The organism is Ruegeria sp. CE8, from assembly GCF_056537465.1.
Window position 1 is genome coordinate 14,992 of record NZ_JBQFRP010000001.1, and the last position, 20,337, is coordinate 35,328.

A 20,337-nucleotide genomic window follows, 5' to 3' on the forward strand; every position below is an offset into this window, starting at 1 on the left:
AATCGGTAATTGTGCTGGATATCACGACGTGCGGAAAATCGGATTGCCGTGCACCAATGCGAAACCGGGGCGGAAGATGCAGGCGGACACTCAAACTTCACCGATACTGGCGTCAGTCTTGATGATCAGTGCGATGGCGATCATCGGTGTGATCGACAATGTGGTGATCCTGTTGGCCGACTCGATTGGTCTGTGGCAATTCCATCTGAGCCGCGCATTGCTGATGTTGCCACTGATTTTTGTATTGTCGCTGCTTGGTCTGGGCGGGATGCGACCCAAGCGGCTTGGCCCAGTGATCCTGCGCAGTGTGCTGATCACACTGGCCATGCTGTTCTATTTCGCCTCGCTGGCGGTCATGCCGATTGCTCAGGCGTTGGCAGGACTGTTCACTTCGCCCATATTCGTGCTTCTGATCTCGGCTCTTGCCATGAAACAACGGATCGGACCGTGGCGCATTCTGGCCGTTCTGCTCGGATTTGCGGGTATTCTGTGTGTGCTGCAGCTCAACCCTTATGAGTTCGATGCCCGTAGCTTGCTGCCCGTCGCCGGAGGCTTGTTTTATGCGCTGAGCGCGGTGATCACGCGCAGCCATTGCTCCGGTGAAAGCACCGTTGCGCTGCTGGCGGCGATGATCGTCACACTCGGTCTGGCAGGGGCAATCGGTCTTTTGGTTCTGGAAGTGTTTCCGATGGCTGCGCCCGACGGTCCGGACGGGTTTGCCACGCGGGGCTGGGTCTGGCAGATGCAGCCCGCTTTGCCATGGGTCGCGATACAGGCGGTCGGATCCACGATTGCTGTCTTCATGTTGATCAAAGCCTATCAGGTAGGTGAACCGTCGTATGTTGCCGTCTTTGAATACTCGGTCATGATCTTTGGCCCGTTGTTTGCCTGGGTGGCATTCGGACAGGTCATCGGCGCGATGCAGATCGCGGGGATCGGACTGATTGCAACTGCAGGTGCCCTTTTAGGTTGGCGCGCCGGGCGCGAGGCAGCCCGCCCCGAGGCGGCTTAGCGTTTTTCCTTAACTCGCCTTCAGGCGCTGCCTGGCAACGGCGTATATCTCCTGATGAGTTTTGCCGGGTTTGGTTGAGCCAAGGCTTGAAATTGCCGTAAGGCATCCAACTAAAGGCGGTTTTTGTCTCGCATCTTGATGCAACAGTCACCGTCAGGCAGTCGGCCAGAATCAAGTTGGACGTCACTCGCACTCGAAATTCATAGTTTCCAATTTACTGCTTATTCCGATTTTTTGTGCAGGGTTGTTCGGGGTTATGTGAGTATCAGAGCTTCAACGACCCAAATTTGGCCTCAATGTGTCAAAAATAAGTCTTGTATGTAAATGGTATGTTAATCGTTTTTCGTAGTTGGTTTGTGTCAAAAGTGGGTGCGGCACGTGTTAAAAGTACAGAGTGTTATAGGCTATTCAGCTGTTCCGGATAATGCGAGGCAAGTCGGTCCTCCGGTGTCGCTGAATGCGCGCAGAGGTGGGTTTGTCCACGGAACAAAAGTCGCAACGGACCGTGGGTGGAAACCTGTTGAACGATTGCGCGCTGGCGATCTGGTCCGGACACTGGATAATGGCTTTAGGGAAGTCTGCCGGGTTTCAACAAATTGCATCTCGGTTCCGGCCAACGAGAACCGGATAGAGAATCTGCTTGTTCGGGTGCCTTCGAACACATTGTACAACGGACGCTCGGTTTGGCTGATGCCTGAACAGGGTGTGGCGTTGGACAACACCAAGTTGAGCCGTGGTCCAATAACGTTGCCCATCAGTATGCCGGTTGTTCCTGCGCGGGTTTTAAGCGAAACGTTCCGGCTTTCTTCCGGCACACCTGCATCTTTCTTTGACGTCAGTTCGCTGTTCTTCGAGCAGGACGAAGTGATCTACATCGAAGGCGGTCTGCGCGCGTATTGCCCCGCAGGACGGTTTGGAACACGCAACCTGCCTCAGACAGCCTCATACGAACTTGTCGACGCTGATCAGGTGGCAGATTTAGTCGATATGGTGGCGCATAGCAGAGATATTGCGGTTCTGGCTAATTCGCTGGGCGCATTGCCTGCGCCGATCATGCAGAACCCGATTTTTCCGGCGCGGCCAGTAAGGGGAGCAAGGCGTCCAGGACGGCCGGGGCGGCCTGCTCCATTAATCTGAATTCATTAAAGCTATTTTTATAAAGAATGACGCTGGCGCGGTATCCCCCACCAGCGTCAATTTGTTTAGGCAGCTTTTGCTTCGGGGTCGAAACGCCCATAGAAGCTTTGGCCTTTGTCCGCCATCTCACGCAGCAGCGGCGGGCATGCAAAGCGCTCGCCGTATTGCTCGGCCAGTTGGTCGCAACGCTCGGCCGCGTAAGGCGTGCCGATGATATCCAGCCAGCTCAGCGGGCCACCCGACCAAGGTGCAAAGCCCCAACCAAGGATCGCGCCCACGTCGCCTTCGCGGATATCTTCCAGAACGCCTTCTTCCAGCGCGCGCACCGCTTCCAAAACCTGAGCGAACATCAGACGTTCCTGAACTTCGATCAGATCAGGCTGGTCTTCGGCATGCGGATATTTCTCCTGCAGGCCCTTCCAGTACTCGGTGCGCTTGCCCTTTTCGTCATAGTCGAAGAACCCTGCATTCGCCTTGCGGCCCAGACGACCCTCTTCTTCCATCCAGAAGATCAGATCATCGCCCGGGTTTTCCGGGTAGGCATCGCCCATCGCGGCTTTGGTCGCACGAGCAATCTTGGCCCCCAGATCTATCGAGGTCTCGTCATTCAGTTGGATGGGTCCCACGGGGAAACCCAACTGACGTGCAGCGTTGTCGATCAGTACGGGGCTGACGCCTTCGGTGATCATACGCAGACCTTCGTTGATATAGGGGATGATGCAGCGGTTTGCGTAGAAGAAGCGCGCATCATTGACCACGATCGGCGTCTTGCGGATCTGGCGCACATAGTCCAGCGCCTTGGCCACCGCGCGATCACCGGTTTCCTTGCCTTTGATGATCTCGACCAGGAACATCTTCTCGACGGGCGAGAAGAAGTGGATGCCGATGAACTGATCTGGGCGCACGGATGCTTTGGCCAGATCGCTGATCGGCAGGGTCGAGGTGTTCGACGCAAAAATGCAGTCCTCGGGGATGATAGCCTCGACCTTCTTGGTCATCTCGGCCTTGACGCCCATGTCTTCGAAGACGGCTTCAATGATCAGATCACAGCCTTTGAGGTTGTCCAGATCCGGGGTCGCGGTGATGCGGGCCAGCATGGCTTCTTTTTTCTCAGCCGTGACCTTGCCGCGCTTCATACCTTTGTCCAGGTAGCTCTCGGTATAGGCCTTGCCCTTGTCCGCAGCCTCTTGGTCACGGTCGACCAGAACCACTTCCATTCCAGCCTGAGCCGACACCAGCGCGATACCGGCGCCCATCATGCCTGCACCCAGAACACCGATCTTCTTGACCGATTGGTCCGGAACGCCGGCAGGACGCACAGCGCCTTTTTCCAAAGCTTCCTTGTTCAGGAACAGCGACCGGATCATCGCGCCCGAGGATGGGTTCATCAGCACGGAAGTGAACCAACGCGCCTCGATTTTCAGTGCAGTGTCGAAATCGACCAGAGCACCCTCGTAAACCGCGCTCAGCAGAGCCTTGGCCGCAGGGAATGCGCCTTGGGTCTTGCCGTTCACCATCGCCGATGCACCAACGAAGTTCATAAAGCCAGCAGGATGGTAGGGGGCACCGCCGGGCATCTTGTAGCCCTTGGCGTCCCACGGCTTAACGATGTCTGCGTCCTTGGCGTTCAGTACCCATTCCTTAGCTGCGGCCATCGGGTCTGCCGCGATCTCGTCGATATAGCCAGCGCCCTTGGCTTTCTTGACGTCCAGCATCTTGCCTTCCAGCAGCAGCGGAGCCGCTGCAATCGCGCCAACTTTGCGGACCATCCGTGTGGTGCCACCCGCACCGGGGAAGATGCCGACCATGATCTCGGGCAGGCCGTATTTTGCCTTGGGGTTTTCGGCGGCAAAGATGCGGTGCGTGGACAGAGGCAGCTCCATGCCGATCCCCGCAGCGGTGCCTGGAAGAACGGTGGCAATCGGCTTGCCGCCCTTCTTGGTTTTGGGGTCCATGCCTGCCATCTCGATTTTACGCAGCAGGGCGTGCATCTGCATTGTGCCTTCGAACAGACCTTTTGCCGGGTTGTCGCCCGCCTGTTCCTTCATCACGGCCAGCAGGTTCAGGTCCATGCCCCCAGCAAATGAACCTTCCTTGCCCGAGGTGATGATGATGCCTTTGACCTCGTCATCGGCCAGCGCCTGGTCGATCTGATCGCTCAGCTGTGCCAGCCCGTCAAAGGACATCACGTTCATGGTTTTCCCGGGCACATCCCAGGTAATAATGGCGACGCCGTCCGCGTCTTTCGTCAGAGTGAATTCAGTCATTGTCATCTCCAATCTGGTCAGCCGTCAGCGGGCTGCCATCCTTGCGGGTGAAGGCGAATCCGTTCTCATCATCCTTCACCATCATGTCTATGTCGCTGTAATAGCCGGTCTCGGTCGGGGTCCGTGTGCCCACCACCAGAAAGGTCGCGGGCGCATCGGTTTTGTTCACAAGGTGGTGGCCATTGGCCTCACCTGCGGGCCAAGCGGCGCAATCGCCGGGCTGCATCTCATGCTCACCATCGTCATCAATCAGCACGCAGGTGCCGCTGAGCATGATGGCGAACTCGTCCTGCTCCATGTGGTAATGGCGCAGCGAAGACATGCCCTGCGGCTCAAGCCGCACGATGTTGACCCCGTATTGGGTCAGCCCGCCTGCATCACCGACACGCTGCACGAAACGACCTGCGGTCGCCTCGGCCAGCTTGCCGGGATAGGCCGAGCCGCCCTTGAACGGGATCTGTGAGAGATCCAGCTTGGGCATCAGACCCGCTCGATAATGGTTGCTGCACCCATGCCGGACGCGATGCAGAGCGTGGCCAGACCGGTTTCTTTGTCCTGACGCTCCAGCTCATCCAGCAGCGTGCCGATGATCATCGCACCGGTTGCGCCCAGCGGGTGACCCATCGCGATCGAGCCACCATTGGGGTTGACCAGCGCCGGATCCACGTCAAACGCCTGTTGGAAGCGCAGCACGACCGAGGCGAAGGCTTCGTTGACTTCGAACAGGTCCAGATCGCCGATCTTCATGCCGTTGTCGGCCAGGATCTTCTCGGTCACCGGAACAGGGCCGGTCAGCATGATGGTCGGGTCGGTGCCAATCTTGGCGGTTGCCTTGATGCGCGCGCGCGGCTTGAGGCCGTACTTCTCACCAAATTCCTTGTTGCCGATCAGAACGGCGGCCGCACCGTCCACGATGCCCGAGCTGTTGCCGGCATGGTGGATGTGGTTCACACGCTCAAGATGCGGATATTTCAGCATCGCAACCTTGTCAAATCCGGGCATCTGCTCGCCCATCATCTGGAACGACGGGTTCAGCGCTCCGAGGCTCTGCATGTCAGTGCCCGGGCGCATGTATTCGTCGCGGTCCAGAATGGTCAGGCCGTTCTGGTCTTTGACGGTGATGACCGACTTTTCAAAACGGTTGTCGGCCCATGCTTCTGCGGCGCGCTTTTGCGATTCAACCGCCAGCGCGTCGGCGTCATCACGAGAGAAACCGTACTCAGTCGCAATGATGTCGGCCGAGATGCCCTGCGGAACGAAATAGGTATCCATCGCCAGCGAGGGGTCAACGGCAATTGCAGCACCGTCGCTGCCCATAGCCACGCGGCCCATCATCTCGACACCGCCAGCGATGTAGGCTTGGCCTGCGCCGCCTTTGACCTGGTTTGCGGCCAGGTTCACGGCTTCCATGCCGGAGGCGCAGAAGCGGTTGATTGCCAGACCGGGGATAGACTGATCCAGATCAGAGGCCAGAACCGCCGAGCGCGCAAGACAACCGCCTTGCTCCATCACTTGGGTGACGTTGCCCCAGATCACGTCTTCTACGGCGTGGCCTTCGAGGTTGTTACGCTCTTTCATCGCGTTCAGGGTCAGGGCGGACAGGCGCACCGAGGTTACCTCGTGCAGGCTGCCATCCTTGCGGCCCTTGCCGCGCGGGGTGCGCAGGGCGTCATAAATATATGCTTCGGTCATGGGTCTTCTCCTCAAGCTCGATCCGACGGGTTGCCGGGCATCAGGTCATAGGGGTGTTTCCAGCCAGGCTGCTCGGACAGACGAGTCAGCCAGGCGTCGATATGGGGCCAGTCGGCGCGGTCGAAACCGAATGGTTCGGGATAAAAAAGATAACTGCAACAGCTTAGATCGGCGTTCGTGACATCGTCGCCAACAATCCAGTCGCGGCCGTCCAGATGATCGTTCAACACTTGGTAAGCGGCCTTCAGGCGCCCCTGATTGAAAGCGATCACATCAGGATTGCGGTGCTGTTCCGGGAGGAAATTGATCAGGAAACGGGTCAGGCCGGCCATGGAGCTGAGCTTGTGATTGTCCCACAGCACCCAGCGCAGAATATCATAGTTTTCTTCCCGGGTCTTGCCGCCGAACTTGCCAGATTTTTCGGTCACATAGGCCTGAATGGCACCGGATTGACTGGTGCGAAAATCGCCGTCGATTAGAACGGGCGCTTCACCCATTTCATTGACTTCGGCGCGGTATTCGGGGGTACGTGTCACGCCTTTGAAGAAGTCGACAAAAACCGGTTCCCAATCCAACCCGGACATCTCCAGTGCCAAGGCAGCCTTGTAGCTGTTTCCGCTCTCGCCGAAGCAGTGAAGTTTTATGGTCATGTGATCGCCCCTCCCAAGGCGCATGGTGCGAAATCGAAACTCGCGTATTTCGAGAAAGACCAACCAATCGGCCATGTGCCGCCGGGGATGGTCTTGCCGAAAACACGCCCACCTAATTGCAGGTGGCTGATGTCCTTAACGTTTCCGATCGTCCAGTTCGGAATTGAAGATCCGTAAACGGTGGGTCAGATTGTCCTCGTTAATCACGCTTTTGAAGTTCTCGAACAGAAACGACAGTGCCTCTCCTTCGTCCAACCCAGCCTCGCGCGCGAATGCTTTGAGCTTGCGATACCCGTCCTCGGTCATTGCGACGGGAAAGCGGCGGGTCAGTCGAAAACGTTTTGGCATGTGGTTCCTCCGGTAAGTTGGGTCCGGGCAATGTTACCCGGACCCAGACTGTGATCAGAAGTTCGCTGCGTCCAGAGCCATGACCGTATCAGCACCCGTCTGGATGCGCGCCAGGTGCATCGCTGTCGCGGGCAGGCGGCGGGCCATGTAGAAACGGCCGGTGTTGATCTTGGTCTCGTAGAACTCTTTGTCCGAGGCTCCTCCGTCCAGGGCTTCCTGAGCGGCCTTGGCCATCTGCGCCCACATCAGGCCCAGGCAGACATGGCCGAACATGTGCATGAAGTCATAGGAACCGGACAAAGCGTTGTTCGGGTTCTTCATGCCTTCCTGCATGAAGTACATGCCAGCGGATTGCAGGTCCTTGGACGCAGCTTTCAACGGTTCGATGAACGCCTTGTCATAGGCTTCGTCCTTGCCACTGCTTTCCTTGCAGAAGGATTTGACCATTTCAAAGAAGGCCATGACATGCTTGCCGCCATCCTGTGCCAGTTTACGGCCGACAAGGTCCAGCGCCTGAACGCCGTTTGCACCTTCGTAGATCATGGCGATGCGGGCGTCGCGGGTGTACTGTGACATGCCCCATTCTTCGATGTAACCGTGGCCACCATAAACCTGCTGTGCCTGTACGGTCATGTCGTAGCCTTCATCCGTCAGGAAGCCCTTGATGACCGGCGTCAGCAGCGAGATCAGCCCGTCCGCGTCCTTGTCACCCGAGCGGTGCGCCTTGTCGATCATGGTCGCGCCCCACAGGATGAACGCGCGCGCGCCTTCGGTGAAGCTCTTCTGGTCCATCAGGTTGCGGCGGATGTCGGGGTGAACGATCAGCGGATCGGCGGGGCCGTCCGGATTCTTTGCACCGGTCACATCGCGACCCTGCAAGCGGTCCTTGGCGTATTCGACGGCATTCTGGTAGGCGGCTTCGGCCTGAGACAGGCCCTGCATGCCCACACCCAGACGCGCTTCGTTCATCATGGTGAACATGGCGCGCATGCCTTTATGCTCCTCACCCAGCAGCCAGCCGGTGGCTTCGTCATAGTTCATGACGCAGGTCGAGTTGCCGTGGATGCCCATCTTCTCTTCGATCTTGCCGACCGAAACACCGTTTCGTTCGCCTGGCGTACCGTCTTCATTGACGATGAACTTTGGCACGATGAACAGCGATACGCCCTTGATGCCCTCGGGGCCACCCGGGATCTTGGCCAGCACCAGATGGATGATGTTGTCGGCCATGTCGTGATCACCGGACGAGATAAAGATCTTCTGTCCCGAAATCTTGAAGCTGCCGTCACCCTGTGGTTCTGCCTTGGTGCGCATCAGGCCCAGATCGGTGCCGCAATGCGGTTCGGTCAGGTTCATGGTGCCGGTCCATTCACAGCTGACCATGTTGGGCAGGTACTTGTTCTTCTGCTCGTCGGTTCCGTGGGCGAGGATTGCCGACGCCGCGCCGTGCGTCAGGCCCTGGTACATCACGAATGCCTGGTTTGCTGCCGAGAACATCTCGCCAACGGCGGTGCCCAGAACGTAAGGCATATTCTGGCCGCCATACTCTTCCGGCATGTCGAGGCCAGTCCAGCCACCTTCTTTCATCTGCTCGAAGGCGTCTTTGAACCCGGTGGGGGTATAAACGATACCGTTTTCCAGACGGCACCCTTCGGTGTCCCCCACTACGTTCAACGGATGCAGAACGTTGGTGGCAACCTTGCCTGCTTCTTCCAGAACCGCGCCGGTGAATTCGGCTTCGAGCTCGTTGTAGCCCGGAACATCGGACTCCGAGACTTTCAGAACATCGTGCAGGATGAACTGCGTATCTTTGGTTGGCGCGTTATAGACGGGCATGTGAAGCTCCCTTTAATTCATATGTCCGGGTGGCAGGCAGGCGAGGGGGTTACTCGGCAGCCTTTTTGTCTTGTTTCATCGAGGCGATAACTTTTTCGCCCCAACGCAACTGTTCTTTCAGGTCGTCGATGGCTTGCGTGAGCTCTTCACGGCGCGCTTCCATATCCTCCAGACGTTCGCACGCGATTTCGTAGGTGCGGGATATCTGGGTCAGTTGCTGGTCGCCTACATGGTAGAGATCCAGAAGCTGGCGGATTTCCTCAAGGCTGAAACCAAAGCGCTTGCCGCGCAGGATCAGTTTCAGGCGGGCACGGTCACTTTTGGTGAACAGCCGTTTTTGGCCTTCACGGATAGGAAACAAAAGCTCCTTGGCTTCGTAGAACCGCAAAGTGCGTGGCGTGACATCATATGTCTCGCACATTTCGCGGATGGTCATCAGATCTTCGGTCATGGTCTTAGCACTCTCGTCACTGGCGTCTATGAAAGTCAGGTGCGCAGTCGATGCGCACGTTACAACACGTAGATGACGTTCACGTAATGCGAACGCTGCGTCACAAATTAAGTTTACGTAACATCCTCACGCGTCAAGGCGCGGATTGCCGACTTTTTTCGGGTTTGACGTAACGGAACTCTGGGCGAGGAAAGACGCGCCACAACGCTGGCGCACCCGAAGGTACACCCGGAGCAACCGGAATTCGCGTCATTTTCTAGGTGCCAAAAGGCGGCGGGGTGAGAATCAATTCAGCGATTTGGCTGTCTGATCGCGCATGTGGGTCAGGGCTTCGATCGCTTCATCCAGCTGTTGCCTTTGCTTATTCAGCTCGACGATCTGTTTGTCTGCCACTTCAACAAAGGCCTGCATCTGGACCTCGTTGCCTTCGTTTTCATAGATCAGCAACCACTGTCGTATATCTTCCAGCGAAAACCCGTATTTGCGGCCGCGCAGGATCAAGGTCATGCGCGCGCATTCCCTGGGGCCATAAAAACGCGACCTGCCTTCCCGGTCGGGCTGCAGCAGCTCGATGTATTCATAGTAGCGCAGGGTACGCGGAGTCACGTCGAACTCAGCGCACATCTCTTTGAATGACAAACGGTTGTCGGACATTCCTGATCTCCTCTGCGGCAGCCTATGTTTTGTCCGCGGCAAGCGCAACCGGTGGGCTTGCTCTTTTGGCGGACACAGGCTCATAAAGGGATAAACCAAATTAACGGATTCAAGTACATGGTCGACAAAGCCGCAATTGCGCGCCAGTTCATCGAGGCGATCCCGCATGCCAGGGCATTGGGTTTGAAGCTGACCACAATCGGCAATGGCGAAGCGGGGATTTCTATGCCTTACAGCAAAGAGCTGGTCGGTGATCCGCGCACCGGAGTGATTCATGGCGGCGCGGTTTTTGCGGCGCTGGATACGTGTTGTGGTGCCGCCGTCATGAGCCACCCTTCCGCCCCTGGCGGTACGGCGACAATTGACCTGCGGATCGACTATATGCGCGCTGCAACACCGGGGCAGACCATCACGACGCACGCGACCTGCTATCACATCACCCGAAACGTCGCCTTTGTCCGTGCCACGGCGATGGACGAAGATGAGGGCCTTCCGGTGGCCACCGCTGCGGGCTCATTCACTGTGGAGGGGTTGTGATGGCGCGTCCTCGTCCCGAACCCGTTCAGGTCGTCAAACAACGCCGGGATGCGGCGTTGAACGCGATTGTCGAAGGCGTGCCTTACATTCGTTTCCTCGACATTGGCTTTGACCGCCGGGGCGATGAATTAACAGGCGTTTTGAACTTCGACGAAAAGCTGATCGGAAACCCTCTGCTACCCGCGCTGCACGGCGGAGTCACAGCGGCCTTCCTCGAGGTCACGGCTGTTATCACGCTCAGTTGGGACTATTTCCTGCCAAAAATTGAAAGCGGTGAGCTGGATGCCAGTGACATTGCCGGATATGAGCGGGTGCGCTTTCCCAAGACAGTCGATTTCACCGTCGATTATCTGAGATCCGGCTTGCCGCGAGATGCTTACGCCCGCGCATTCATCAGTCGGGCAGGGCGGCGTTATGCTTCGGTGCGCGTTGAAGCCTGGCAGGACAATCACTCGCGGCTGTTTGCACAGGCTTCGGGGCATTTCCTGATGCCGCAGCCGAAACCCACCGACAAGTAGGGAAAGATGCAGGACGCCTCGGCACCCATCACGCATAAGCGGGTGCTCAAGATCGCAGCACCGATCGTCTTGTCCAATGCGACGGTCCCAATTCTGGGCGCCGTGGATACGGGTGTCGTAGGGCAGATGGGCCAGGCCGCTCCGATCGGCGCCGTCGGTATGGGTGCCGTCATTCTGGCGACGATCTACTGGGTCTTCGGGTTCCTGCGCATGGGGACCACGGGACTTGCCGCGCAGGCGCGCGGGGCGGGGGACACGGCCGAAACCGGTGCCCTTTTGATGCGCGGGCTGCTGCTGGGCGGAGCAGCAGGTGCGTTCTTTGTCCTGACACAAATCTGGGTGTTTTGGGGTGCATTTGCCCTGTCGCCGGCCAGCGCCGAGGTCGAAGCGCTGACCCGCGCCTATCTGGAAATCCGCATCTGGGGCGCGCCGGCCACGATTGCGCTCTATGCCGTGACCGGTTGGCTGATCGCGGTCGAGCGTACAAAAGGCGTGTTCGTTCTGCAGGTCTGGATGAACGGGCTCAACATCCTGCTGGACCTTTGGTTCGTCCTCGGTCTGGGTTGGGGCGTCGAGGGTGTTGCCATTGCGACGCTGATTGCCGAGTGGACCGGACTGGCACTTGGCCTTTGGTTGTGCCGCGATGCGTTCAGTGGAAACCAATGGCGTGACTGGCCAAGGATTTTCGACGCTGCCCGCCTGCGCCGGATGATGCAGGTGAACGGGGATATCATGGTGCGGTCGGTCCTGCTGACCGGTTCGTTTACGACGTTCCTGTTCGTCGGGTCCGATCTGGGGGATGTCAATCTGGCAGCCAATCAAGTGCTGCTGCAGTTTCTTGAGATTACGGCCTTTGCCCTGGACGGCTTTGCTTTTTCTGCCGAAGCGCTAGTGGGCGGCGCGGTTGGGGCGCGTGACCGCGTTCAGGTTCGTCGTGCGTCCATCATGGCGTCGCAATGGGGCGTTGGCGGAGCCTTTGCGCTGGGTCTTGTTTTCTTCCTTGCCGGACCGGCACTGATTGATGTGATGTCAACCTCGCCTGAGGTTCGGGTTGCCGCGCGCGAGTTCCTGTTCTGGGCTGCGCTTGCCCCGGTGATCGGCGTGGCCAGCTGGATGTTCGACGGTATCTACATCGGCGCGACTTGGACGCGTGCCATGCGGCAGGCGATGATCCAGTCCGTCGCGATCTATGTCGTGGCCTTGTTCGTGCTGGTGCCTACTTTCGGTAACCACGGCCTCTGGGCCGCGCTGATGGTCCTGAACATCGCGCGCGGGGTCACGCTGGGTTGGCGGTACCCCCGACTGGAAGCGCAGATTGCTTAAAGCAAGGCCATCAGGTTCTCCGGCGGCCGACCGATTGCCGCTTTGTCGCCGGCAGTGGCCAAAGGGCGCTCGATCAGGATTGGATTTTCGGCCATCGCCTTGATCAGATCATCCTCGGACGTGGTTTTCGTCAGGCCCAGTTCCTTGAACCGCTTCTCGCCGGTGCGCATCATACCTATTGCGGGAATGCCCAGTTGGGATAGTACGGCGCGCAGCTCATCTGCAGATGGCGCGTCCTCCAGGTACTTACGAACTTCGACAGATGCGCCGTTCTCTTCCAGCAGCGCCAGACCGGCGCGGGACTTTGAACAGCGCGGGTTGTGCCAGTATTCAATCACAGCCAATCCTCTCGCTTACTGCCAACGGCCTGATCGACCGATGAGAACCCGTCCTTAGCCAGCAAGTCGTCCAGCCCCCGGGCAATCTCGGCCGCCAGAGATATGCCGCCGTAGACCATTGCCGTATAGAACTGCACGGCTAAAGCTCCGGCGCAAATCTTGTCATAAGCCTGCTGGGCAGAGCTGATCCCACCGACCCCGATCAACGGGATTTGTCCGTCGGTCAGCTGACTCAGGTGCGCCAGAATACGGGTCGATTTCTCGAACAATGGCGCGCCGGACAGCCCGCCAGCCTGATCCTTGTGGACGCTGCGCAAACCGTCGCGGGACAGGGTTGTGTTGGTGGCAATCACCGCATCCACATGCGTTTCGCGCGCCACTTCGGCGATGTCTTGCAGCTCAGCTTCGGTCAGGTCCGGCGCAATCTTCAGAAAGATCGGCAAAGGCCGGGGCAAGGCGTCGCGCGTCTCGATCACGCCCCCCAGCAAGGCACCCAGCGCGGCCTTGCCCTGAAGATCACGCAGCTTTTCCGTGTTCGGGGACGAGACATTGACCGTGGCAAAATCCAGATGTTCGGCGCAATGGGCAAGCACTTTGGCAAAATCACCGGGGCGGTCATCGCTGTCCTTGTTGGCCCCAAGATTCAGACCGATCACTGCGTTTTTGGGGCGGTTGGCCAGACGGCGCGCCATGACCTCCATGCCTTCGTTGTTGAACCCGAAGCGGTTGATCGCAGCCGTATCTTCGGTCAGGCGGAACAGCCGTGGCTTGGGATTGCCGGGTTGTGGCCGCGGGGTCACGGCACCCACCTCGATAAAGCCAAATCCGGCCTGTGACAGAGGCGTCAGAACCTCTCCGTTTTTGTCAAACCCTGCGGCAAGACCAACTGGGTTCGGCAGGTCCAATCCTGCAACTCGCGTGCGCAGCCGAGACGACGTAACCGGCCCCGGCGTTGGGGCCAGCCCGGCCTTCAGTGCCTTGATAGACAGCCCGTGCGCGGTCTCGGGGTCCATCCGGTGCAGGGCGCTCAGGCCCAGTTTTTCGATCAGGTTCATCCAAAAGCCTCTCCGCCCCGGGCGGGGGTACAACGAATAAGGCGCGAGGTCGCCACAGCCGCCTGACGGTGAACAACGGCCTTTTGATAATCGGGGTCTGTCACCATTTCCAGAAAGGCGTGCGCCGTAGGATAGCTGGCGACAAAGACCTCGTCCCACGTTTCGTCCTGAGGTCCGATCAGCGTCGTCTGAAACGCGCCGCGCCACAGGATCGAGGCGCCAAGACGGGCAATGATCGGGGCGGTCTCTGCCCCATATTTGCCATACGCCTGCGCGCCGGTCAGACCCGCGCCTGCAAGTTCGTGATCTTCGGGATACTCTGCGTTGTCGCGGAATTTCACCAGATTCAGCATCTCGATCGGGTGGTCGCGATCCAGCCCCTTGAACGCCTCGAACTGTGCGCGGTCCGGGTCGATGAAGGCGGTCATTTCATATCCTGCGGGAACTGATGTGCGGTTCCGTCAAAGGGCAGGGCGCGCGACCAGACGACGTCTGTCATTCTGATCTGTCGATAAAGATGCGGGAACAAGGCGCCACCCCGCGAAACCTCCCATTTCAGGTCGTCGCCCATCGCGTCGGCGTCGCAGGCCAGCAGCGTCAGCCCCTCGACACCAGCGAAGTGTTTGGCCGCCGTTTCCTCGGCCTGTTCGGCCGTCGAGAAATGCACATACCCGTCGGAAACATCAATCGGCGCCCCATCTGATGCACCTTGCGCTTGCAGCGTTGCCCATTCGTCGGCACGGAAAATTTTGTAAATCAGCATGGGGTCGTGATGCACCGGGCCACGGGTAGAATCAAGCCGGATTTCCCCCTTTGACTCTTGGCGTTGCGCGTCGCAACATCGCCGCAATGAACAATAGGGAGTTAAACTATGCTCACCCGTCTTTTGACATCAGCCGCTGTACTGAGTTTGACATCAGGCATGGCGCTGGCCGAGTACAAGCTGACGATTCTGCACACTAACGATTTCCACTCGCGTTTCGAGCCGATCAACAAATATGACAGCGGTTGTGGTGACGAGGACAATGCTGAAGGCAAGTGTTTCGGCGGTTCCGCGCGTCTGGTTACCGCAGTAAACGACGCACGTGCACGGGCCGAGAACTCGATTCTTGTCGATGGTGGGGACCAGTTCCAGGGATCGCTGTTCTATACCTACTACAAGGGTAAGGTCGCGGCCGAGTTTATGAATAAGCTGGGTTATGACGCGATGACGGTGGGCAACCACGAATTCGACGACGGCCCCGAGGTTCTGCGCGGCTTTATCGACTCGGTCGACTTCCCGGTACTGATGTCCAATGCGGATATTGCCGATGAAGAGTTGCTGACCGACAAGATCAAGAAATCGACCGTTATTGAAGTCGGTGGCGAAAAGATTGGCCTGATCGGCTTGACACCAATCGACACTGATGAGCTCGCCTCGCCCGGTCCAAACATCACGTTCTCGGATCCGGTTCCTGCGGTTCAGGCCGAGGTCGACAAGCTGACCGGCGAGGGCATCAACAAGATCATCGTGCTCAGCCACTCGGGCTATGGGGTGGACCAACGTGTCGCGCAAGAGACGACCGGAGTTGACGTAATCGTTGGCGGTCACTCGAACACCTACCTGTCGAACACCTCGGACAAGGCTGCGGGCCCGTACCCGACCGTAGTCAACGGCGTCCAGATCGTTCAGGCCTATGCCTACGGTAAATTCCTGGGCGAACTGAACGTGACCTTCGACGATGACGGCAATGTCGTTTCAGCAGCGGGTGAGCCGCTGATCATGGATAACACTGTCACCGAGGATCAGGCCGCTCTGGACCGTATCGCCGAGCTGGCCGTGCCTCTGGACGAAATTCGCAACAAGGTGGTCGCAAACGCTGCTGACGCTATCGAAGGTGATCGCGCAGTTTGTCGGATTCAGGAATGCCAGATGGGCAACCTTGTGGCCGACGCCATGCTGGCGCGGGTCGCGGATCAGGGTGCTCAGATCGCAATTGCCAACTCGGGCGGATTGCGTGCCTCGATCGATCCTGGCGACGTGACCATGGGTGAAGTGCTGACCGTGCTGCCCTTCCAGAACACGCTTTCGACCTTTGAGATCACCGGTCAGGTCGTGATCGATGCGCTGGAAAACGGCGTCAGCCAGGTCGAAGAGGTCAAAGGTCGCTTCCCGCAGGTTGCTGGGCTGACCTTCACCTGGGATCCGAGCGTTGCGCCGAATGAAGGTCGTATCCAGGAAGTTATGGTCGCCGAAGGTGACGGGTTTGTTCCGATCGACCCTGCAGCAACTTATCTGGTCGTAACCAACAATTACGTCCGCAACGGCGGTGACGGGTACAAGATGTTCGAAGGCGACGACAAGAACGCCTACGACTTTGGCCCCGATCTGGCTGATGTCACGGCAGAGTATCTGGCAGAGAACGCGCCATACCAGCCGTACCTGGATGGGCGCATCAAGCAGAAGTAATTTTGCTTTGACAAACAACCCAAAAAGGCCGCGTTCGACGCGGCCTTTTCTATAGTAAAGTCGGATGTGATCCGAGTGCGTTCGAATAGCTTTGAGCCCGGTCAGGCTGCGCGGGCTGTATGAATCTGAAAGCAATGAAACAGGGGCAATGGCCATGTGCGGACGGTTTGCTGTTACGCTTCCCAACGATGCGATGGCGCAGCTGTTTGCGGCCCGTCCGGCGAACACTCTGCCGGCTGTGCCAAATTTCAACGTTTGCCCGACCAATCAGGTCCATGTGGTTCGGGCTGGAGAAAACGGTCGCACGCTTGATCCTCTGCGCTGGGGATTTCTGCCGCATTGGTACAAGGCGGAAAACGCCGGCCCATTGCTGATCAATGCGCGGGCTGAAACGCTGGCCGAAAAACCAGCCTTTCGCGCCGCATGCCGCGAGCGCCGCTGCCTTATCGCGGCTACCGGGTTTTATGAATGGACCAAGACGGAGCAGGGCGACAGGCTGCCGTGGTACATTTTCCGTCAGGACGAGGCACCGATCGCTTTTGCCGGTGTCTGGCAGGATTGGGGGCCCGAGGAGGCGCGACAGGGCACCTGCGCCATCGTGACGACCGCCGCCAACCGTCACCTCAGCGCGATTCATCACCGCATGCCACTGATCCTTGAGCCCGAAGACTGGGCACTATGGTTGGGGGAGGCTGGAAAAGGGGCCGCGCGTCTGATGCGGCCGGGGGCCGAGGATATCCTCAGCTTTCACCGCGTCGACCCGACTGTGAACTCGAACCGCGCCAGGGGGCCGGAGTTGATTGAACCGATCCAGGACTAGCCCCGCCTTTTCATTCTCAGCTTTGCGGGATAGACCACTGACATGGTTCTGAAATTCTCCAGCCTGCCTGATCTCTATGCGCATGACTTCGACACGGTAATCGATGTGCGCAGCCCGGCGGAATACGCCGAGGATCATCTGCCCGGCGCCATCAGCCTTCCCGTTTTGGACAACGAAGAACGCGCCCGCGTTGGTACGATCTATGTACAGGAAAGCCCTTTTCTGGCGCGTAAACTGGGGGCCGCGCTGGTGTTTCGGAACGCGGCCAATCACATCGAGAACAGACTGTCCCATCACGAAGGGGCGTGGCGGCCTTTGGTCTATTGCTGGCGCGGTGGGCAAAGATCGGGGTCGTTCACGTGGATGCTGCAACAGATCGGCTGGCGCGCCGAAGTGGTTGAGGGTGGTTATCGCACCTATCGTCGGTTGGTGAACCGCTACCTCTATGATGATCCGTTGCCGCATCGGCTGGTTGCGCTGGACGGTTATACGGGGACGGCCAAGACGGAATTGTTGGCACTCTTAAGAGAGCGCGGCGTTCAGGTTCTGGACCTTGAGGGGCTCGCCAATCACCGGGGGTCTCTGCTGGGCGAGATGCCCGGTGGCCAACCCAGCCAAAAGGCTTTCGAATCCGCTCTGGCCGCAGTGCTCTGCCGTCTGGACCCGTCGCGCCCCGTCGTGGTCGAGGCCGAGTCGTCCAAAATCGGGTCTTTGATCCTACCGCCAACGCTTTGGACCGCATTGCGCAATGCGCCGCGCATAGTGATTCAAGCTTCCACTCGGGCGCGCTCGGCCTATCTGGTGTCGGCCTACGACGATATCCTCTCGGACAAAGATCGCTTGCGCGACCGCCTTTCACCTCTGCGTTTTCACCGAGGCAATGAGGTCGTCGACAACTGGCTGGACCTGATCGATACCGGAGACAAGCGGGCACTGACCCAAGCCCTCATCGAGCAGCACTATGACCCGGCGTATGCCAAATCCAGCCGTACACGCCGCGCGGACGTAATCGCGCAGATCGACGCGCCCGCACTGGATGAAATTGGCTTGAATCAAACGGCCTCACGAATCCAAAGCTTTCTGGATCAGCTTTGAAGGCGCAGCCCCGGTGCGTCGGTCATCTGTCCGATGATCGTGGCCGAATATCCGGCTTTTCGCAGCGCGTCGCACACTGCGTGCGCCTGGTCTACCGGAACAGCTGCCAGTAAGCCGCCAGCTGTCTGCGGGTCGTATAGCAGGTCCGCTTTGCCGCCTGTTGGTAATTCAGGTACGACCGCGCGGTTGTCCTCGAACAAGGTTGAACGGATACCTTTCGCGCAAAGCTCCAGCGCTCCGGCCATTACAGGAATAGAGCCCAAATCAAGCGAGGCCCCGCAACCCGAGGCCTCGGACATGCCCAATAGATGCCCCGCCAATCCGAAACCGGTAACGTCTGTCATCGCGTGTGCGCCCGCCAACAAACCCGAGGCCGTGCCCTGCGGTTCAACCATTAGCGACAGGGCCGCTGCCACCCATTCGCCGTTCGCCTCGCCAGCCATTTCTGCGGCCATCAGGACGCCGCTGCCCAATGGTTTGGTCAGGATCAATGCATCACCCGGCTGCGCCCCGGAAAGGGTGATTGGGTCATGCTCGCACAGGCCGGTGAGGGTAAAGCCGATCGTCATTTCATCGCCCATCGAGCTGTGACCGCCGATAATCTCGGCACCGGCCTGACGAATGACCTCATGAGCGGTGTGCATGATCTCGGCCATCGTCCGACGCTGAAGAGCAGGTGACATACGCGGCAGGATCACGGTTGCAGTGGCCGCTTGCGGATTGGCACCCATCGCCCAAATGTCGCCCAGAGCGTGAACGGCCGCGATGCGGGTCATCAGGACCGGGTCGTTGACGAAACTGCGCAGATGATCCGATGTCATGACCTGCCGCGTGTTCCCAAAGTTCAACAAGGCAGCATCATCGCCGGGCAACGGCGTGACGTCGGAACGCGTAGGGGCGGGCAACTCGCTGAGGACCGATTGCAGCGCGCCGCGCCCGACCTTTGCGCCACAGCCGCCACACATGGGTTTTTCGCCCAACGCGTCATCTATCCCATCCGCGTGGTGGCGCGGCAGTGCCGGCGCTTTCATTTGAGGCAGATCGCGGAACTTGTTCATAAAGCTTTGATCGATATGATTTTTCCACTTCCACATCAACGGTCCGCTGAATGAAGTGCCCAGCCGTTCGGCCAGTGCCGATTTGCCGCCCAGCGAGATCAGCTTCAGGTAATCCTTTTGCGGTTCATAGCGTCGCAGAGTTCCGGCCCCCAGCGTGGCGCGTAGGTTGTTGAACAGAACAGGGGCTTCTCGCACCGCATAGACCCCGGCCTTGGGGCGTGGGTTTTCGTTCAGATGCGCGCAGTCGCCTGCCGCGAAAATCACCGGATCGCTGGACTGCAGACGAGCGTCTACGCGGATGAAACCGTCTTTCAACTCTAGCCCGGTATTGGCGATCCAGCCATATGGCTTTGCACCGGCTGCTCCAGTCACGAAACTGGCCTCAATCTGGCGTCCATCCTCCAGCACCACCTGGTTTGCCGAGATGTGCGAAATCGTTGCCCGTTCGATCACCTCGATTCCCAGATCGCTCATCGCCTTGCGAATTGTTTCCGCCGACTTGGGCTTTGTCGCCGTTAGCGCCTCAGCATTGTCGATCAGGGTCAGCTGCGCCGCGCGGTTCTTTTTGCGTAGCGCGTGGGCCATGGCCATAACCAGTTCTGCCCCGGCCACACCGCCACCAATAACTGCGACGGATGCGAGACCCGTCCCATTCAGATAATCGGCCCATTTTGCGGCGAACGGTCCCAGCGGTTTGGCCGGAACCGCATGTTCGGCAAAGCCGGGCAGAGCGGGCATGTCCGAAGTGATTCCGACATTGACCGAAGCGACATCAAACGCCACCGGCGGTCGGCCAGGTACGTGGACTACGCGCGTGTCAGGGTCGATCCCGTCGACCGAGCCCAGAATGACACGTGCGCCAGCAAAGCGAGCCAGTTTTACCAGATCGATATCGAGTTCCCAGCGTGCATAATGACCGGCGACGAAGCCGGGCAGCATCCCCGAATAGGGTGCAGTGGGGCCGGGGTTGATGACCGTCACTCGCGCTCCGGGCAATGGGTTCATACCCCATTTGCGCAGCAGCAGCGCATGGGTATGGCCACCGCCAATGAGAACCAGATCGCGGGTCAGGGGCAGCGGTGGGTGGTGCATGTAAT

General features: G+C 58.8%; 21 protein-coding genes. 8 read left to right on the forward strand and 13 right to left on the reverse strand.

Going from position 1 to position 20,337, the window contains the following annotated elements:
* The first annotated feature begins 76 nt into the window (after nt 1–76).
* Nucleotides 77–1,012: a DMT family transporter gene (locus ACR0AA_RS00070; protein ID WP_480661182.1), complete on the forward strand. Its 936-nt coding sequence runs from the start codon at nt 77–79 to the stop codon at nt 1,010–1,012.
* 378 nt (nt 1,013–1,390) lie between these two features.
* Nucleotides 1,391–2,149 (forward strand): Hint domain-containing protein, encoded by a 759-nt coding sequence (locus ACR0AA_RS00075; RefSeq protein ID WP_480661181.1) that lies wholly within the window; start codon nt 1,391–1,393, stop codon nt 2,147–2,149.
* Nucleotides 2,150–2,214: 65 nt separating this feature from the next.
* On the opposite strand, the gene ACR0AA_RS00080 is transcribed toward ACR0AA_RS00075, so the two are convergent.
* The 8 genes from ACR0AA_RS00080 to ACR0AA_RS00115 form a co-directional block, all read right to left on the reverse strand.
* Nucleotides 2,215–4,416, reverse strand: a complete 2,202-nt coding sequence (locus ACR0AA_RS00080; RefSeq protein ID WP_480661180.1) for a 3-hydroxyacyl-CoA dehydrogenase NAD-binding domain-containing protein — start codon at nt 4,414–4,416, stop codon at nt 2,215–2,217.
* Entirely contained in the window at nt 4,409–4,897 is a 489-nt protein-coding gene (locus ACR0AA_RS00085) for a cupin domain-containing protein (protein WP_480661179.1), read from the reverse strand. The genes ACR0AA_RS00080 and ACR0AA_RS00085 overlap by 8 nt, the downstream gene beginning before the upstream one ends.
* Nucleotides 4,897–6,108, reverse strand: a complete 1,212-nt coding sequence (locus ACR0AA_RS00090; protein ID WP_480661178.1) for an acetyl-CoA C-acetyltransferase — start codon at nt 6,106–6,108, stop codon at nt 4,897–4,899. The genes ACR0AA_RS00085 and ACR0AA_RS00090 overlap by 1 nt, the downstream gene beginning before the upstream one ends.
* A gap of 11 nt (nt 6,109–6,119) precedes the next feature.
* A complete protein-coding gene (locus tag ACR0AA_RS00095) occupies nt 6,120–6,758 on the reverse strand; it encodes a glutathione S-transferase family protein (protein ID WP_480661177.1) in 639 nt (212 codons plus the stop codon).
* 135 nt (nt 6,759–6,893) lie between these two features.
* Complete coding sequence (locus ACR0AA_RS00100) at nt 6,894–7,106, reverse strand: hypothetical protein (RefSeq protein WP_480661176.1); 213 nt, start codon at nt 7,104–7,106, stop codon at nt 6,894–6,896.
* Between the two features lie 54 nt (nt 7,107–7,160).
* Complete coding sequence (locus ACR0AA_RS00105; protein WP_480661175.1) at nt 7,161–8,942, reverse strand: acyl-CoA dehydrogenase C-terminal domain-containing protein; 1,782 nt, start codon at nt 8,940–8,942, stop codon at nt 7,161–7,163.
* A 49-nt stretch (nt 8,943–8,991) separates the two neighbouring features.
* A complete protein-coding gene (locus ACR0AA_RS00110) occupies nt 8,992–9,393 on the reverse strand; it encodes a MerR family transcriptional regulator (RefSeq protein WP_170417747.1) in 402 nt (133 codons plus the stop codon).
* Between the two features lie 285 nt (nt 9,394–9,678).
* Nucleotides 9,679–10,047 (reverse strand): MerR family transcriptional regulator, encoded by a 369-nt coding sequence (locus tag ACR0AA_RS00115; RefSeq protein WP_480661174.1) that lies wholly within the window; start codon nt 10,045–10,047, stop codon nt 9,679–9,681.
* Between the two features lie 117 nt (nt 10,048–10,164).
* Here ACR0AA_RS00115 and ACR0AA_RS00120 point away from each other — a divergent pair, with 117 nt between their 5' ends.
* From ACR0AA_RS00120 to ACR0AA_RS00130, 3 genes are read left to right on the forward strand one after another with little or no spacing between them, the layout of a single operon-like run.
* Complete coding sequence (locus ACR0AA_RS00120) at nt 10,165–10,584, forward strand: PaaI family thioesterase (protein WP_239336398.1); 420 nt, start codon at nt 10,165–10,167, stop codon at nt 10,582–10,584.
* Nucleotides 10,584–11,102, forward strand: a complete 519-nt coding sequence (locus ACR0AA_RS00125) for a PaaI family thioesterase (RefSeq protein ID WP_480661172.1) — start codon at nt 10,584–10,586, stop codon at nt 11,100–11,102. The genes ACR0AA_RS00120 and ACR0AA_RS00125 overlap by 1 nt, the downstream gene beginning before the upstream one ends.
* Nucleotides 11,103–11,108: 6 nt before the next feature.
* Nucleotides 11,109–12,425 carry an MATE family efflux transporter gene (locus ACR0AA_RS00130; protein WP_480661171.1) on the forward strand — a complete coding sequence of 439 codons (1,317 nt, stop codon included), beginning with the start codon at nt 11,109–11,111 and terminating at the stop codon, nt 12,423–12,425.
* On the opposite strand, the gene arsC is transcribed toward ACR0AA_RS00130, so the two are convergent.
* The 4 genes from arsC to ACR0AA_RS00150 are packed head-to-tail and all read right to left on the reverse strand — an operon-like array spanning nt 12,422 to nt 14,581.
* The gene (gene arsC, locus ACR0AA_RS00135) at nt 12,422–12,763 is read right to left on the reverse strand and encodes an arsenate reductase (glutaredoxin) (protein WP_480661217.1); all 342 of its coding nucleotides are present in this window, start codon (nt 12,761–12,763) and stop codon (nt 12,422–12,424) included. The two genes, ACR0AA_RS00130 and arsC, sit on opposite strands and share 4 nt — an antisense overlap.
* Nucleotides 12,760–13,818 carry a quinone-dependent dihydroorotate dehydrogenase gene (locus ACR0AA_RS00140; protein WP_480661170.1) on the reverse strand — a complete coding sequence of 353 codons (1,059 nt, stop codon included), beginning with the start codon at nt 13,816–13,818 and terminating at the stop codon, nt 12,760–12,762. The genes arsC and ACR0AA_RS00140 overlap by 4 nt, the downstream gene beginning before the upstream one ends.
* A complete protein-coding gene (locus ACR0AA_RS00145; RefSeq protein ID WP_480755228.1) occupies nt 13,815–14,246 on the reverse strand; it encodes a DUF1330 domain-containing protein in 432 nt (143 codons plus the stop codon). The genes ACR0AA_RS00140 and ACR0AA_RS00145 overlap by 4 nt, the downstream gene beginning before the upstream one ends.
* On the reverse strand, nt 14,243–14,581 hold the full coding sequence (locus tag ACR0AA_RS00150; RefSeq protein WP_480661168.1) for a DUF952 domain-containing protein: 339 nt from the start codon (nt 14,579–14,581) through the stop codon (nt 14,243–14,245). Before ACR0AA_RS00150 ends, ACR0AA_RS00145 begins: the two co-directional genes overlap by 4 nt.
* Nucleotides 14,582–14,689: 108 nt before the next feature.
* On the opposite strand from ACR0AA_RS00150, the gene ACR0AA_RS00155 reads away from it, so the two are divergent.
* The 3 genes from ACR0AA_RS00155 to mnmH all read left to right on the forward strand — a co-directional run bounded on the left by ACR0AA_RS00155 (nt 14,690) and on the right by mnmH (nt 18,182).
* Entirely contained in the window at nt 14,690–16,267 is a 1,578-nt protein-coding gene (locus ACR0AA_RS00155) for a bifunctional metallophosphatase/5'-nucleotidase (RefSeq protein ID WP_480661167.1), read from the forward strand.
* A gap of 154 nt (nt 16,268–16,421) precedes the next feature.
* Complete coding sequence (locus tag ACR0AA_RS00160; RefSeq protein WP_480661166.1) at nt 16,422–17,087, forward strand: SOS response-associated peptidase; 666 nt, start codon at nt 16,422–16,424, stop codon at nt 17,085–17,087.
* Between the two features lie 42 nt (nt 17,088–17,129).
* Nucleotides 17,130–18,182, forward strand: a complete 1,053-nt coding sequence (gene mnmH, locus ACR0AA_RS00165; protein ID WP_480661165.1) for a tRNA 2-selenouridine(34) synthase MnmH — start codon at nt 17,130–17,132, stop codon at nt 18,180–18,182.
* Here the strand turns inward: mnmH and selD are convergent.
* A complete protein-coding gene (selD, locus tag ACR0AA_RS00170) occupies nt 18,173–20,332 on the reverse strand; it encodes a selenide, water dikinase SelD (protein ID WP_480755229.1) in 2,160 nt (719 codons plus the stop codon). The genes mnmH and selD overlap by 10 nt on opposite strands.
* Between the last annotated feature and the right edge of the window lie 5 nt (nt 20,333–20,337).